A 13,888-nucleotide genomic window follows, 5' to 3' on the forward strand; every position below is an offset into this window, starting at 1 on the left:
CGCCCTTGCCGCCGATCGCCACCGCGCCCTGCAGCGATGCCGGGTACGTGGCGTGGCGGGATGACGTCGCCGAGGCTCTGGACAACCTGCCTGTGCACCTGGCGCACCTGGAGCAGCCTGCGGACCGGGGCACGGCAGGTGCCGAGGCGGTGGCCGCCCGCGCGGAGGCGGAACGCCGGCGTCAATCAGGCAGCGGGGAAAGCTCCTTGCCCTGTGTGTCTACGTCCCCCTGACCCTGCCGGGCACTGAGCACGAGGCGGGGTCTGCGGGGCGGGGCGAGCACGTGTGCGCACCCCCCCACGGTGGAGGAGAGCGGCTGGACCTCCAGCCACTCTGTCCTCGAGGTGGTCATGGACGACATGCCGTTCCTCGTGGACTCCGTGACGAGCCGGCTGTCCTGCCAGGGCCGCGGCGTCCACAGCGTGATTCGGACACCCCGTCCCGGGGCGGAGGCGATCGTCTACGTCACGCAACGGCGCGCGACGGGAGTCAGAAGGTATGAGACCCAAGCAGCGCCTCGCCCAGAGAGAGGACGACAGGATGACCCGCACCACGAAGCCCATCACGCCGCTTCCGGCATTCGAACTCCGTTGTGGGGGGATCCACCTGACCATTCAGCGCGTACCCGTGTGGCTGATCACTTTCGTCACCACTGCCGCCGGATCGGGCGCCGCCTGGTGGGCTCACCGGTGAGCAGCGTGCACACTCCACGCGGAAGCCATCGCGCTCACCGCGGCCCTCCGCCACCTGCGGAGTGTGCGCGGCCGGCGCCTCGGAGCGCGCGTCCTGCAGCGGTGCCGCGTACGTGGCGGGTCCGGGGTGATGCGGCGCGGGTTGTCAGTGGGGGCGGTCACGATGGGGGGATGGTGCGCAAAGGGCAGGAGCAGACGGTGAAGGCGGCGCGACGGCCGGAGTTGCGGTTGCCCGAGCTGGTGGCGTGGGACGGGGGTGGGCTGGAGTCGGACGGAGACTACGACGGGCTGGAGTTCGCGGACCTGGATCTGGCGGGACAGGAGGGGATCGGGGCCCGGTTCATGGACTGCGCGGTGCGGCGCTGCGCGCTGGACGAGGCGGGGCTGGCGAAGGCGCGGCTCCTGGACTCGGTGCTGGAGGGGGTCCGGGGGGTGGGGACGGACCTGTCCGGGGCCTCGTGGCGGGACGTGGAGCTGGTGGACGCCCGGCTGGGCGGGGTGCAGATGCACGGGGCGGTGCTGGAGCGGGTGGTGGTCCGCGGGGGGAAGATCGACTACCTGAACCTGCGGAAGGCGCGGCTCAAGGACGTGGTCTTCGAGGGGTGCGTGCTGGTGGAGCCGGACTTCGCGGGGGCGGTGCTGGAGCGGGTGGAGTTCCGGGACTGCGCGCTGCGCGGGGTGGACTTCAGCGGCGTGCGGATGAAGGACGTGGACCTGCGGGAGGCCACGGAGCTGGGGATCGCGCGGGGGGTGGACTCCCTGGCCGGCGCCGTGATCAGCCCGGCCCAGCTGTTCGACCTGGCCCCGGCGCTGGCGGCGCAGCTGGGGCTGCGGGTGGTGCCGTAGGCCGGGTCCGCCGGGGCGGGCGGGGTGGTGGGCCGGTCAGGGGTAGCGGTGGCGGGGGGCGTGCGGGTCGTTCCAGCGGGCGGCGTGCGGGAGGGCCAGCAGGCGTACGGCGTGGAGGAGTTGCGCGCCGGCGCCGTCGGCGCGCAGGCGTGCGGGGGCCTCGCGCGCGAGCCAGTCGGCCAGTTCCGTCCGGACGGCTTCCACCTCCTCGTCCGACCAGACGGCCCACGTCGACCAGGGGAGCGAGTCCTCCAGGAGGTCCCCTTCCCACTCGTCGACCGTGTCGGTGAGGTGCCGGTCGGCGACGGGGTGGCGCAGCTCCTCCCAGACCGCCAGCCAGGGGCCGATGGTGCCGGAGGCCTCGGCACACAGCGGCAGGAGTTCGTGGACGGGCACCGCGGGGGCCGGGGTGAGGAGCGTGTGGGCCCACCAGGCGTGCAGGAACTCCCGTACCGCCGCGCTCTGCGGTGCGGGCCACCGCTGCCATGCGGCGCGGTGGAACGAGGTGCCGACCCTGCCGATGTCGTACGCGTGGTCGCCGAGGCCGCCGGTCAGCGCGCGGGCGAACTGCGGCAGGACCCGGCGCAGCACGGCGCCGTGATCGTCCCAGTCGGCCGTGCTCCAGGTGCGGTGCAGCAGGTCGGGGTCGAGCCCTGCGTCGGGGAGCTTCAGCAGGGCGAGCTCCTCCGGGCTGCCCCAGTGGCAGTCGCACTGGGTCTCGTCGGCCCGGGCCGTCATCCCGCGGAAGGTGACGTCCAGGTGGTCCAGCGCCCGGTCGAGCCGGGCGGCGGCAGCGGCGGCGGAGGGGCCGGCGGGGCCCTGTCCGCGGCCGGGTCCGGCTTCGGGTTCGGGTTCGTTCATGGTCGCAGGTGCCTCACCGGGACTCCGGACCGTTCGGGCCCGAAGGGCGCGACCCTACCGGACGGTCGCCACGGGCGCCCGGCCCTGTCCTGCCGTTCAGGCCGGGACGCGCGGGAACTTGGCCTGGAGGGTCCAGATGACGGGGTTGTCGGCGAGGCCGTCGTGCATGTCGATGAGGTCCGCGACCAGGTCGTGCAGGAAATCGCGGGCCTCGCGGCGCAGCAGCCGGTGGCTGAAGGTCAGCGGGGCTTCCTCGGCCGGCATCCAGTCGGCCTCCACGTCGACCCAGCCGAAGCGGCGCTCGAAGAGCATCCGGTCCGTGGACTCGGTGAAGTCGAGTTCGGCGTGCTGCCGGTGGGCCGAGCGGTTGCCGCGGGGGTCCTGGTCGAGCTGTTCGACGATGTCGCAGAGCGCCCAGGCGAAGTCCAGGACGGGCACCCATCCCCAGGCTGTGGACACTTCCCGGTCCGCGGCGGTGTCGGCGAGGTAGACGTCCCCGCAGAACAGGTCGTGGCGCAGGGAGCGGACGTCCGCCGAGCGGTAGTCGGTCTGCGGGGGGTCGGGGAAGCGTCGGGAGAGGGAGTAGCCGATGTCGAGCACGTACCCGATGGTGTCACGGGTCCCGGGCCCGGGACGTCCGCACCCCGGACCGACGCAGGCCCCGGGAGGGCGGGGGACGCGTCAGGACGGGAGGAGCCGCTGCTCCTTCGCGACCGAGACCGCGCCCGCACGGGTGTCGACGCCGAGTTTGTCGTAGATGCGGCCCAGGTGGGTCTTGACCGTGGCCTCGCTGATGAACAGGGCGCGGGCGATGTCGCGGTTGCCCAGGCCGCGGGCCAGCTGGCCGAGGATGTCCAGTTCGCGGTCGGTCAGGGTGGGGCGGGCGCCGCGCATGTGGGCCATGACACGGCTGGCGACGGGCGCGGAGAGGGTGGTGCGGCCCTCGGCGGCCGAGTAGATGGCGGCGAAGAGTTCCTCCGGGCGTTCGGCTTTGAGGAGGTATCCGGTGGCGCCCGCGCCGATCGCCCGGGTGATGTCCGCGTCCGTGTCGTACGTGGTGAGGACGAGGACGTGCGGGGGGTGGGGGGCGGCGGTGATGCGGCGGGTGGCCTCCACCCCGTCGATGCCCGCGCCGAGCTGGAGGTCCATGAGGACCACGTCGGGGCGGAGCTTCGCGGCGAGGGCGACGGCCTCCTCGCCGCTGCCCGCCTCGCCGAGGACCTCGATGTCCGGCTCGCTGCCGAGGAGGGCGAGGAGGCCGGCGCGGACCACCACGTGGTCGTCGCAGAGCAGGATCGTCGTCATGGGGCCGGCTCCAGGGGGATGGCCGCGGAGAGGACGGTGCCCTCGCCCGGCGTGGACTCGATGGTGAGGGCGCCGCCGAGCTGGCGGACGCGGGCCCGCATCGCGGGGAGGCCGTGGCCGCGCTGGGCGGTGTCGGTCCGGGGCTCGGCGAATCCGTGGCCGTCGTCGGCGACGTCCAGGACCACCTGGTCCCCGAGGAAGCTGAGCGTGAGTGCGGCCGTACGGGCGCCGGAGTGCTCGCGGACGTTGGCCAGCGCGCCCTGGGCTATGCGCAGCAGGGCGGACTGGACGCGGTCGGGGAGCGGGGCGGGGGTGCCCTCGAGGTGGAAGCGGACCTCGATGCCCGGGCCGGCGTCCAGGCCGCGCAGCGCCTCGGCGAGGCCGGCGCCGTCGGCGAGCTCGGACGGGGCCAGGTCGTGGACGAGCCGGCGGGCCTCGGCGAGTCCGTGCGCGGCGATGCCGGTGGCGGTACGGACGTGCGCGCGGGCGGTGGCCGGGTCGGTGTCCCAGGTGCGGTCGGCGGCCTGGAGCAGCATCTGCTGGCTGGACAGGTTCTGGGCGAGGGTGTCGTGGATCTCCATGGACAGCCGCTGCCGTTCGGCGAGGGTGCCCTCGCGGCGTTCGGTGGCGGCCAGTTCCCGGCGGGTGCGGATCAGGTCGTCGATCAGCGCCCGCTGGGCCTGGGCCTGGCGTTCCATGTGGACGAAGACGGCGGTGGCGAGGGCGGCGACCGCGGGCGGGGCCAGGAGCAGGTTGGGGTCGAAGGACTTCGACAGCTTCAGCTGGGCGATCACCACGAAGCCGGTGAGGAGGGCGACCAGGACGACGGCGGCGCGGGGCGGGAGCGTGCGCAGCGCGGTGAAGAACAGCGGTACGGCGCACCAGGCGAAGCTCGGCGCGAGGACGACCAGGACCACCCAGGTGGTGACGACCAGGCCGAGCCAGAGGAGCCGGCGGGCGGTGGGGGCGGCGCCGAGGGCGGGGCCGAGTACGTAGAGCAGGGCCAGGGTGATGCTGAGGGCGATGATCCACGGGGTGCGGGGTTCGCCGGGGTGGCGCAGGAGGAAGCGGAGCAGGGAGGCGCCGAGGAGGAGGAAGAAGGCGGTGTGGGCGACGGTGGCCAGCGTGCGGGTGTCGTCGCGCGGCGGGGCGGGTGTCACAGGGTGCTCCTCGGTCGAGGCATGCGTCCATTGTCAGGTGCGGCGCCGCTGCCGGGGCTCCGCCCCCGACCCCGCGCCCTCAAACGCCGGCGGGGCTGAGAGAGCGGGGCTCCGCCCCGGACCCCGCGCCTCAAACGCCGGCGGGGCTGAGAGGGCGGGGCTCCGCCCCGGACCCCGCGCCCTCAAACGCCGGCGGGGCTGGAAGGGACCAGGAAATACCGCGCCGGAGGCGGCCCGCATCGACCGATCGGTTGACCCCCGGGTCAACCGGTGCGGTGGACGGGGCGAGCCGGTACGGGGACGGGGCGGCGGGGGGTTCGGGGACAGGCTTGGAGCAGCGAAGGAGCCGGTCCGACCGGCCCGGACCGAACCGAACCGATGCCGTCACCCCGGCCCCGCGTCACCGTTCTCAGGAGCAGAGATGAACACCCGCACCCGCGTCCTCACCGGTACCGCTCTCGCCGTCGCCCTGGGCGCCGGTGCCTTCGGCGCCGTGAGCGCCAGCGCCACCCCTGCCGACGAGGCCTCCCCGGCCGCCGCCTCCGCCGCCGTCGCCGGCAAGAAGGACGGCCCGAGCGACAAGAACTTCACCACGACGACGCACCTCACCGTCGACGCCGCCACCCGCGCCGCCCAGGCCGCGCTGCAGGCCGCGCAGGCCGAGAACCAGAAGGTGACGGTCGCGGTGGTGGACCGCAACGGCAACACCATCGTCACCCTGCGCGGCGACGGCGCCGGCCCGCAGTCCTACGAGTCGGCGCAGCGCAAGGCCTTCACCGCCGTGTCCTGGAACGCCCCGACCTCGGTGCTCGTGGGCCGCCTCGCCCAGACCCCGAACCTGAAGGACATCCCCGGCACCCTCTTCCTCGGCGGCGGCACCCCGGTGCAGGCCAACGGCGCGCCCGTCGCGGGCATCGGCGTGGCCGGCGCCCCGAGCGGCGACCTGGACGAGAAGTTCGCCAAGGCCGGTGTCGACGCCCTCGGCAAGTAGCCCGCGCGGACGGCCCGCCCGGACCCGGACGACCTAGGATCGAGTGCGTGGATCACCGCGCACTCCTCCGTCTCGCCGTCCCTGCCGTCGCCTCCGTCCTCGCCCTCACCACGGCGTGCACGGGAGGCACGGTGCAGGGGCGGCCGGGCGCGTCGGGCCTGCGCGATCCGTACTTCCCCAAGGCCGGCAACGGCGGCTACCAGGTCGACCACTACGCGCTGGACCTGGACTACGACCCCGCCGACGGGGAGCTGCACGGTACGGCCGTGATCACCGCCCGCGCCGAGCAGGGGCTCAGCTCCTTCAACCTCGATCTCAGCGGTATGCGGGTCGAGGGCGTGACCGTGCAGGGCGTCGGGGCCCGGTACAACCGGACCGGCAACGAGCTGACCGTGCGTCCGGCCGAGGACCTGAAGAAGGGCGAGGTCTTCCGTACGGAGGTCGAGTACGGCGGCAGGCCGAAGACCCTCACGGACGCGGACGGCTCCAAGGAGGGCTGGATCACCACCGAGGACGGCGGGGGCGCACCCGCCGGCGCGGCGACGCGCTCCGGTGCGGTCGGCGTCGGGGAGCCGGTCGGGTCGATGACCTGGTTCCCGGGCAACCACCACCCCAGTGACAAGGCCACCTACGACATCACGCTCACCGTCCCGCGCGGCTACGAGGCCGTGTCCAACGGCGAGCTGCGCTCCCGCACCGAAGGCGCGGACGGGCGGACCGCGTTCGCGTGGCACAGCCCGGAGCCGATGGCGAGCTATCTGGCCACCGCCGTCGTCGGCCCGTACAAGGTGACGACGGGGCGGACGCCGTCGGGGACCGGCCTCTACACCGCCGTGGCGCCGGGCGAGGCGGCCGCGAGCACGGGTCCGCTCGCGCGGCTGCCGGAGATGGTGGAGTGGGGCAGCGGCCGGTTCGGCCCGTACCCCTTCGGAACGGCGGGCGCGGTCGTGCTGCCGGCCGGCACCCTCGGATACGCGCTGGAGACCCAGACGAAGCCCGTCTTCTCCGGTCCGCCCGAGAGCGAGGAGCTCGTCCTGCACGAGCTCGCCCACCAGTGGTTCGGCAACTCGGTGTCGCCGAAGTCCTGGAAGGACATGTGGCTCAACGAGGGCTTCGCGACCTACGCCGAGTGGCTGTGGGCGGAGGAGCACGCGGGGCCCACCGCGCAGCGGCACTTCGAGGCGTTCCTGGCCGGTGACACGTCCGTCGACGAGGCGGCCGACTCCGACTGGGACGCCTTCCCGCCGGCCTCCCCGCCCGGTCCCGACCACATCTCGGACGAACCGGTGTACTACCGCGGCGCGATGGTCCTGCACCGGATCCGCCAGGAGGTGGGCGACGAGAAGTTCTTCGCCCTGGTGCGCGGCTGGGCCGCGGACCACCGCCACGGGAACGCGAGCACGGCCGACTTCACGGCCTACGCGGAGGAGAAGACGGGGCACGACCTGAAGAAGGTCTGGGACGTCTGGCTGTACGGCGAGGGCCGGCCCCGGTAGCCGGCCCGTCGGCTACCGGGCGTGGAGCGGCTTGCGCAGCACCGTGCAGGGGCGGCCCAGCTCCCGGTCCACGGCCCGGCGCAGTTCGGCGTATCCCTGGGACCGCCAGAAGGCGAGGGCCGGGAGGTTGTCGTCCAGTACGGCGACCTGCACGCCGGTGCGTCCGGCGGCGCGGAAGCGGTCCTCGACCAGGGTGGCGACGGCGCGGCCGAACCCCTCGCGGTGCGCGGTGGCGTCGATGAGCAGCAGGCCGATCCACGGGTCCGGGCCGGCGGTGGCCGGGTCCGGGTGGTGGGCCAGGGTGGCGGCCAGACCGACGAGGCGGCCGGCGGAACGGGCGAGGAGGACCTCGGCGCCGTCGTGGGCGAGTTCGTCGGCGAGGGCGGCCGCGACCTGTTCGACGGTGATGCGGCCCGGGTCGGGGAAGTCACCGCTGAGTTCGAAGAACGCGTGGTTCGTCGAGTAGAGGGCGGCGACCTCGGTGAGGACCGGGCCGGGGAGGGCGCCGTCGACGGGGACGAGCGGTTGGAGGATCACCTGTCGAACGGTAGCGAAACCCCCTCCCCGGACGGCCGGGAGGGGGCTTCGCCGGCGCTGGTGTCCCGTCGGCGCTCAGCGCCGTACCGGGCGGTGCCGGCCGTGCCGAGCCGTGCTCGGGCGCGTGCTCAGACGTTGACGCCGAAGTCCTGCGCGATGCCGGTGAGGCCGGAGGCGTAGCCCTGGCCGACCGCGCGGAACTTCCACTCCGCGCCGTTGCGGTAGAGCTCGCCGAAGACCATGGCGGTCTCGGTCGCCGCGTCCTCGGAGAGGTCGTAGCGGGCGATCTCGGCGCCGCCGGCCTGGTTCACGACGCGGATGTAGGCGTTGCGGACCTGGCCGAAGTTCTGGCTGCGGGCCTCGGCGTCGTAGATGGAGACCGGGAAGACGATCTTGTCCACGTCGGCCGGCAGGCCGGCGAGGTTGACGTTGATGGCCTCGTCGTCGCCCGCGCCCTCGCCGGTGCGGTTGTCACCGGTGTGGACGATGGTCTGGTCCGGGGTGGACTTGTTGTTGAAGAAGACGAAGTGGCCGTCGGAGACGACCTTGCCGGTCGGGTTGACCGCGATGGCCGAGGCGTCGAGGTCGAAGTCGACACCGGTCGTCGTACGGACGTCCCAGCCGAGGCCGACCGTGACGGCAGCGAGGCCGGGGGCCTCCTTCGTGAGCGAGACGTTGCCGCCCTTGGACAGGCTGACAGCCATGGGAATGTCCCTTTCCTCATCCAACATGCACGTACAGGCGGTCAAACTACCGCTGCCCCCTATAACGCGACGAGGGGCCTGTCGGGTTCCCGCCGGGAAATCTGGGTGACGGGGGCGGGGGCGGGCGCGGATCATAGGGGGCATGCCTGGTCCTTATGTCATCCGCGGTTCGGTCGTGCTCCCCGAGGGCGAGCTCGCCTGGCGCTTCTCGCGGTCCTCCGGGCCCGGCGGGCAGCACGTGAACACCTCCGACTCGCGGGTGGAGCTGATGTTCGACCTGGCGGCGACGAAGGCGCTGCCGGACGTGTGGAAGGAGCGGGCGCTGGAGCGGTTGGCGTCCCGCCTGGTGGGCGGGGTGGTGACCGTACGGGCCTCCGAGCACCGCTCGCAGTTCCGCAATCGGGAGATGGCGCTGGTGCGGATGGCCTCGCTGCTGGCGGAGGCGACGGCTCCGCCGCCGAGGCAGCGGCGGGCGACGAAGATCCCGCGGGGGATCAACGAGCGGCGGCTGCGGGAGAAGAAGGCGCGGGCCGAGACCAAGCGCGGGCGGACCGCCCGGGACTGGTAGCCGCCCCGCGCGCGGACCGCGCGGGACCCGGTGGCCGCCCCGGGCCCGGGACGCCGGCTACTGGCCGTTCAGGTGCCGGTAGCGGCCGCGGAAGTACGTCAGGGGCTGCTGGTCCGGGGACGGGACGGCCGCCGACAGGACGCGGCCGATGACCAGGGTGTGGTCGCCCGCCTCGACGCGGTTCTCGGTGCGGCACTCCAGGGTGGCCAGGGCGCCGGTCAGCAGCGGGGCACCGGAGGCCTCGCCGCGTACGTACGGCAGGTCCGCAAAGAGCAGCCGGTCGCTGATGCGGCCCTTCATCGCGAAGCGGCCCGCGACCTGGAGCTGGTGGTCGGCGAGGACCGAGACCGCCCAGAGGGGCTGCTCCGCGAGCAGGTCGTCCATCCGGGAACCCTCGCGCACGCTCACCAGGACCAGCGGCGGGTCCAGGGACACCGACATGAAGGCGGTCGCCGTCATGCCGACGTCCTCGCCGCGCGGGCCGTCGGCCGTCAGGGGGGTCTCGTGTGCGGTGATCAGGCACACGCCCGCCGCCAGCCGGGACATCGCGGCTCGGAACTCGTCATTGCTCACTCCCTCAGCATGCGGGTTTCCGTGGGGCGGGCGGGGCAGGGGGGTCGTCTTCAGCACGCTGAAACGCTAATCTCGCCCTCCCGCGCCACACATCGGGCCCTGGTCCGAGTCGCGCCCCCGCCCCTTGGCCTAGACCCCGGCGTATCGTTTGCTCCCGGGAATGTGGGGGAGCGCTCCCAGTCGGCACGAGCCTCTCCACGTACCGTTATTCATCTCATGTGACTTGAGTCACAGAGGGCAAGATTTGTTGACCCTGTGTACCTGCCGCACAGCTCACTGTGATTCAGTGGACGGGACACCGCAACGAAACGCCGATGACAAACCTGGAGTTGCTGTCGAGGTCTCGGGGAGAGCGAGCAATGGAGACCGAGTCGGAGCCGTACGTCCGTCTTGCGACCCTGCGGCAGCTGCATCGGGTGGTGGCCGATCTCAACACGGCCAGGAGCCTGGCGGACACCCTGCAGACCGTCGTGGACGGCATCGTCGTGGGCCTCGGTTACGAACTCGCCTGTGTCAACCTCGTACGCCCTGACGGCGATCTGGTCGTCGCCGCCTTCGCCGGGGACCCCGCCGCCGAAGCGCTCATCACCGGTCGCGTCGGCTCCCGCGCCTCCTGGGAACGCCGCCTGACGATGGGTGAGAACTGGGACGGGCTCCGGTTCATCCCGCACACCGAGGGCTGGATCCTCATGGAGGACGACGTCCCCCAGTGGCACACGGACGGCCCCGATCCGCGCTTCGAGGACGAGTGGCATCCCGAGGACCGGCTCTATGCCCCCATGTACGCGTCCGGCGGGGAACTTCTGGGTGTCATTTCGGTGGACAGACCGCGCAACGGCCGCCGCCCCGGCGCGTGGGGGCGCGAAGCGCTCCAGATGTACGCCTTCCAGGCCGCGATTGCGATCAGCAATGCGAGGCTCCGGGCGAACATGCAGCGGGCCCTGGTCCGGCTGGAGCGTGAACAGCAGGCGCTGCGCGCCAGCGAGGAGTCCTTCCGGCAGGCCTTCGAGTACGCGCCGAGCGGCATGGCCATCGCCGAGATGGGCGGGGACCAGCACGGCCGGCTGCTGCGGACCAACGACGCGCTGTGCCGGCTGCTCGGCCGGCCGGCGTCCGTGCTGCGCCGCTACTCCTTCTCCGACCTGGTCCACCCCGAGGACATCGGCACCCTGCTGCGGACCTCCGCCGAGGGCGGGCGCGCCGAGCTGCGCCTGGGCCGGCGCGACGGCACGTATGTATGGGTCTCGCTGCGCAACTCCGTCGTCGCCGACGCCGCCGACGGGCCGCGGTTCCTGCTGACGCACGTCGAGGACATCGAGGAGCGCAAGCGCCACGAGCTCCAGCTCGCCCACCGCGCCAGCCACGACTCGCTGACCGGCCTGCCCAACAGCGCCGAGCTGCGGTCCCGGCTCGGCGCGCGGCTGTGCCGTAGGCCACAGTCCGTGCGCGCCACCGCCATCGAGGCCCTGGACGCGGCTTTCGAGGGGCGTGACGGACACGACGGGCGCCCGGTGCACGACGGCTACGAGGTGCGCGCGGAGGCGGGTGGTGCCGGTGAGCACGGCTTTCAGGCCGACGGACCCGACCGGTACACCGGGTCCGACCCCTTCGACTTCCCCGGGGCGCCGGCCCAGGTGCCGACGGACGGTCCGTACGACCACCACGTGCACACGGTGGCGCCCGCGACCGACATCGACGACGGGACGAAGGGGCTCGCGGTGCTCTTCTGCGACCTCGACGGCTTCAAGTCGATCAACGACAGGTTCGGGCACCACACGGGCGACGCGGTCCTGATCGAGGTCGCCCGGCGGCTCACGACGGGCGTCAGGGACGGCGACACCGTCGCTCGGCTGGGTGGTGACGAATTCGTCGTCCTTGCCGACGGCCTCGGTGCGGCGGACGCCGCCGATCTCGCCGTCCGACTGCGCAACGCGATCATCCCGCCGATCCGGGTCGACGGCCGTGCGGTGCGGGTGGGAGCCAGTTTCGGCATCGGCTGGGCGAGCTGCGGGATGTCGGCGGACGAGGTGCTGCGCTCCGCCGACCAGCGCATGTACATCGAGAAGCGGTCCCGCTCCAAGGCCCACCGCAGGGCCGGCTGAGGCGGTCTGTCGCCCGTGGGCGCACGTGTTCGGGGTAGGCTCCCGGGGGTCGAAAGGAGTGACCTGCGATGACGACGCCCGCGAACAACGGCCCGCACGGTGGGGCGAACAAGCCCGAGGACGACGATCCGTTCGGCTACCTCTACGAGGACGGCCAGGCGGCCGGAGCCACACCGCCAGGTCAGGGCGGCGCATACGGCTACCCGGGCCCCGGGGCAGGCGGTCATTCCGGCGCGCAGCCCGGCGTTCCCCGCACCTCCCACCACCAGGTGCGGACGGTCGGCGAGCGCCGCAACGGCGGCCAGCGCGGTCAGGTCCCCGCGCAGCAGCCGCCCTACCAGGCCCAGTACCAGGCTCCGGAGGCGCTCCAGGCGGGCGGCTACGGCGTTCCGCAGCAGCCGCAGGCCCCGCAGCACCAGACCCAGACGATCACGCACTCCGGCGGCCACGGCTCCGGCGGTGGCTCCAGCCGCCGCGGCCTGCTGATCGCCGCCGTCGCGGTGGTCGCCGCGGTCGTGATCGGCATCGGCGCGGCCCTGGCCTTCGGTGACAAGGACAAGGACAAGAAGGGCCAGGACCAGGCGAACGGCGGCCAGCAGTCGGCGGCCCCGCAGAACCCCTCCGCCGCGCCCCCGAGCGGCTCTCCCGCGCCCTCCCAGGCCCCGCTGCCGAAGGGCGAGGCGGCCGGCGCGGGCATGTCCATCACGGGCGGCGCGGGCCTGGAGTCCACGATCCCGGGGGCGAAGAGCTCGGGCGGCCAGTACGTCGGCGGCTTCAACCGGCCCGGCGCGGCCGTGACGTGGACCCTGGACGTCCCCAAGGCCGGGAAGTACAAGTTCTACGTGCGCTTCGGCATCCCGGGTGAGGACGCCAACGGCACCCTGACCGTCAACGGCAAGCCGAACGAGTCGCCGATCAGCATGCGCAACTTCGCCAAGTCGCCCAAGGGCGACTGGGAGAAGGGCTGGCAGACGACCTGGGGTCAGGTGAACCTCGACAAGGGCACCAACACGATCAAGCTGTCGTGCGAGACCGGAAACAGCTGCAACGTGAACATCGACCAGCTGTGGCTGGAGAACTTCTAGGACACCCCGGGCCTCAGCCGGCCGTCGTGACCTTCACCGACCCCCGTACCTCCTCGTAGGTGCGGGGGTCGAACTCTCCCGCCACCGGGGCGAGGACGGTGGCCGCGGACAGGGCGACCGCGCGGGTGAGCCGTTCCTCCCAGTCCGCCCCCTCGACCAGGGCCGACAGCAGGCCGGCGACCGCGGAGTCGCCCGCTCCGGTGGGGTTGCCGGCCAGCGCGCGCGGCGGGGCGGCCTGCCAGGTGCCTTCCGCGGTGGCGGCCAGCAGGCCGTCCGGGCCCAGCGAGGTGACCACGGCGTGGGCGCCCCGGCGGCGGGCGTCGCGGGTGGCGGGCAGCGGGTCGCGGGACCCGGTGAGTTCGGCCAGTTCGGCGGCGTTCGGCTTGATGATCTCGGGCCGGGCGGCGACCCCGCGGCGCAGGGCCTCGCCGGCGGTGTCGAGGAGGACGGGGACCCCGGCCGCGCGGGCCGCCCGTACGAGGACCGCGTACGCGCCGACGGGCACGCCCGGCGGGAGGCTGCCGCACAGGGCCACGGCGCGGGCGCCGCGGACGAGTTCCCCGTACTGCGCGAGGAACCGGGACCATTCGGCGGGCGTGATCAGCGGCCCGGGTTCGTTGAACTGGGTGGTGTCGCCGGAGGACGCGTCGACCACGGCCAGGGTGCGGCGGCTGCCGTCCGCGCAGGGCACCAGGGCGTCCACCACCTGCGGGGAGCGTGCGAGCAGTTCGCGGACGACGGAGCCGACCGGGCCGCCCGCGAAGCCCGTCGCCGTCACCTCGTGGCCGAGCGCGGCCAGGACGCGGGCGACGTTGATCCCCTTGCCGCCGGGGCGTTCGGTGACGGCGGCGACCCGGTGCGAGGCGTGCGGAAGCAGCCTCGGCACGCGGTACGTGACGTCGAGTGCGGTGTTGAGCGTCACGGTCAGGATCATGGGCACCCCCGGGTCTGTTGCTGCCGGGATCATG

14 protein-coding genes and 1 pseudogene are annotated in these 13,888 nt (G+C 73.3%); 7 read left to right on the forward strand and 8 right to left on the reverse strand.

Going from position 1 to position 13,888, the window contains the following annotated elements:
- Positions 1-302: 302 nt before the first annotated feature.
- Positions 303-422 (forward strand): annotated as a pseudogene (locus tag ACFYP3_RS20550) (hypothetical protein); the annotation flags it as partial.
- 441 nt (positions 423-863) lie between these two features.
- Entirely contained in the window at positions 864-1,538 is a 675-nt protein-coding gene (locus ACFYP3_RS20555) for a pentapeptide repeat-containing protein (RefSeq protein ID WP_388834489.1), read from the forward strand.
- Between the two features lie 36 nt (positions 1,539-1,574).
- Here the strand turns inward: ACFYP3_RS20555 and ACFYP3_RS20560 are convergent, their stop codons facing one another.
- From ACFYP3_RS20560 to ACFYP3_RS20575, 4 genes are all read right to left on the reverse strand, one after another.
- The gene (locus ACFYP3_RS20560) at positions 1,575-2,399 is read right to left on the reverse strand and encodes a hypothetical protein (protein ID WP_388834342.1); all 825 of its coding nucleotides are present in this window, start codon (positions 2,397-2,399) and stop codon (positions 1,575-1,577) included.
- A gap of 96 nt (positions 2,400-2,495) precedes the next feature.
- The gene (locus tag ACFYP3_RS20565; RefSeq protein ID WP_388834343.1) at positions 2,496-2,999 is read right to left on the reverse strand and encodes a hypothetical protein; all 504 of its coding nucleotides are present in this window, start codon (positions 2,997-2,999) and stop codon (positions 2,496-2,498) included.
- An 81-nt stretch (positions 3,000-3,080) separates the two neighbouring features.
- Positions 3,081-3,704 (reverse strand): response regulator, encoded by a 624-nt coding sequence (locus ACFYP3_RS20570; protein WP_388834345.1) that lies wholly within the window; start codon positions 3,702-3,704, stop codon positions 3,081-3,083.
- Complete coding sequence (locus tag ACFYP3_RS20575) at positions 3,701-4,864, reverse strand: sensor histidine kinase (RefSeq protein ID WP_388834348.1); 1,164 nt, start codon at positions 4,862-4,864, stop codon at positions 3,701-3,703. Before ACFYP3_RS20575 ends, ACFYP3_RS20570 begins: the two co-directional genes overlap by 4 nt.
- Positions 4,865-5,285: 421 nt before the next feature.
- Here ACFYP3_RS20575 and ACFYP3_RS20580 point away from each other — a divergent pair, with 421 nt between their 5' ends.
- Together ACFYP3_RS20580 and ACFYP3_RS20585 are read left to right on the forward strand one after the other, a co-directional pair.
- Positions 5,286-5,855 carry a heme-binding protein gene (locus ACFYP3_RS20580; RefSeq protein WP_388834351.1) on the forward strand — a complete coding sequence of 190 codons (570 nt, stop codon included), beginning with the start codon at positions 5,286-5,288 and terminating at the stop codon, positions 5,853-5,855.
- A 47-nt stretch (positions 5,856-5,902) separates the two neighbouring features.
- Positions 5,903-7,351 (forward strand): M1 family metallopeptidase, encoded by a 1,449-nt coding sequence (locus ACFYP3_RS20585; RefSeq protein WP_388834354.1) that lies wholly within the window; start codon positions 5,903-5,905, stop codon positions 7,349-7,351.
- Positions 7,352-7,363: 12 nt separating this feature from the next.
- Here the strand turns inward: ACFYP3_RS20585 and ACFYP3_RS20590 are convergent, their stop codons facing one another.
- Together ACFYP3_RS20590 and ACFYP3_RS20595 are read right to left on the reverse strand one after the other, a co-directional pair.
- Entirely contained in the window at positions 7,364-7,888 is a 525-nt protein-coding gene (locus tag ACFYP3_RS20590) for a GNAT family N-acetyltransferase (RefSeq protein ID WP_388834357.1), read from the reverse strand.
- A 128-nt stretch (positions 7,889-8,016) separates the two neighbouring features.
- Positions 8,017-8,592 carry a TerD family protein gene (locus tag ACFYP3_RS20595; protein WP_030718836.1) on the reverse strand — a complete coding sequence of 192 codons (576 nt, stop codon included), beginning with the start codon at positions 8,590-8,592 and terminating at the stop codon, positions 8,017-8,019.
- 142 nt (positions 8,593-8,734) lie between these two features.
- Between ACFYP3_RS20595 and arfB the strand changes: the two genes are divergently transcribed.
- Positions 8,735-9,160 (forward strand): alternative ribosome rescue aminoacyl-tRNA hydrolase ArfB, encoded by a 426-nt coding sequence (gene arfB, locus ACFYP3_RS20600; RefSeq protein WP_388834360.1) that lies wholly within the window; start codon positions 8,735-8,737, stop codon positions 9,158-9,160.
- Positions 9,161-9,217: 57 nt separating this feature from the next.
- On the opposite strand, the gene ACFYP3_RS20605 is transcribed toward arfB, so the two are convergent.
- Positions 9,218-9,706 carry a flavin reductase family protein gene (locus tag ACFYP3_RS20605; RefSeq protein ID WP_388834493.1) on the reverse strand — a complete coding sequence of 163 codons (489 nt, stop codon included), beginning with the start codon at positions 9,704-9,706 and terminating at the stop codon, positions 9,218-9,220.
- A 386-nt stretch (positions 9,707-10,092) separates the two neighbouring features.
- Here ACFYP3_RS20605 and cdgB point away from each other — a divergent pair, with 386 nt between their 5' ends.
- Both cdgB and ACFYP3_RS20615 read left to right on the forward strand, forming a co-directional pair.
- The gene (gene cdgB, locus ACFYP3_RS20610) at positions 10,093-11,835 is read left to right on the forward strand and encodes a diguanylate cyclase CdgB (protein WP_388834362.1); all 1,743 of its coding nucleotides are present in this window, start codon (positions 10,093-10,095) and stop codon (positions 11,833-11,835) included.
- A 68-nt stretch (positions 11,836-11,903) separates the two neighbouring features.
- Positions 11,904-12,920 (forward strand): CBM35 domain-containing protein, encoded by a 1,017-nt coding sequence (locus ACFYP3_RS20615; protein WP_388834365.1) that lies wholly within the window; start codon positions 11,904-11,906, stop codon positions 12,918-12,920.
- Positions 12,921-12,933: 13 nt separating this feature from the next.
- Here ACFYP3_RS20615 and ACFYP3_RS20620 read toward each other — a convergent pair whose 3' ends face one another.
- Positions 12,934-13,854: a 1-phosphofructokinase family hexose kinase gene (locus tag ACFYP3_RS20620; RefSeq protein WP_388834368.1), complete on the reverse strand. Its 921-nt coding sequence runs from the start codon at positions 13,852-13,854 to the stop codon at positions 12,934-12,936.
- Between the last annotated feature and the right edge of the window lie 34 nt (positions 13,855-13,888).

The sequence above is a fragment of the Streptomyces sp. NPDC005533 genome, assembly GCF_042871845.1.
Taxonomy (GTDB): Bacteria; Actinomycetota; Actinomycetes; order Streptomycetales; family Streptomycetaceae; genus Streptomyces.

Bases quoted from the DNA above. Each gene is read 5' to 3' on its own strand.
- ACFYP3_RS20555 (WP_388834489.1), top strand. From the start codon at position 864: ATGGTGCGCAAAGGGCAGGAGCAGACGGTGAAGGCGGCGCGACGGCCG.
- ACFYP3_RS20560 (WP_388834342.1), bottom strand. From the start codon at position 2,399: ATGAACGAACCCGAACCCGAAGCCGGACCCGGCCGCGGACAGGGCCCC.
- ACFYP3_RS20570 (WP_388834345.1), bottom strand. From the start codon at position 3,704: ATGACGACGATCCTGCTCTGCGACGACCACGTGGTGGTCCGCGCCGGC.
- ACFYP3_RS20580 (WP_388834351.1), top strand. From the start codon at position 5,286: ATGAACACCCGCACCCGCGTCCTCACCGGTACCGCTCTCGCCGTCGCC.
- ACFYP3_RS20595 (WP_030718836.1), bottom strand. From the start codon at position 8,592: ATGGCTGTCAGCCTGTCCAAGGGCGGCAACGTCTCGCTCACGAAGGAG.
- arfB (WP_388834360.1), top strand. From the start codon at position 8,735: ATGCCTGGTCCTTATGTCATCCGCGGTTCGGTCGTGCTCCCCGAGGGC.
- ACFYP3_RS20605 (WP_388834493.1), bottom strand. From the start codon at position 9,706: ATGTCCCGGCTGGCGGCGGGCGTGTGCCTGATCACCGCACACGAGACC.
- cdgB (WP_388834362.1), top strand. From the start codon at position 10,093: ATGGAGACCGAGTCGGAGCCGTACGTCCGTCTTGCGACCCTGCGGCAG.
- ACFYP3_RS20615 (WP_388834365.1), top strand. From the start codon at position 11,904: ATGACGACGCCCGCGAACAACGGCCCGCACGGTGGGGCGAACAAGCCC.
- ACFYP3_RS20620 (WP_388834368.1), bottom strand. From the start codon at position 13,854: ATGATCCTGACCGTGACGCTCAACACCGCACTCGACGTCACGTACCGC.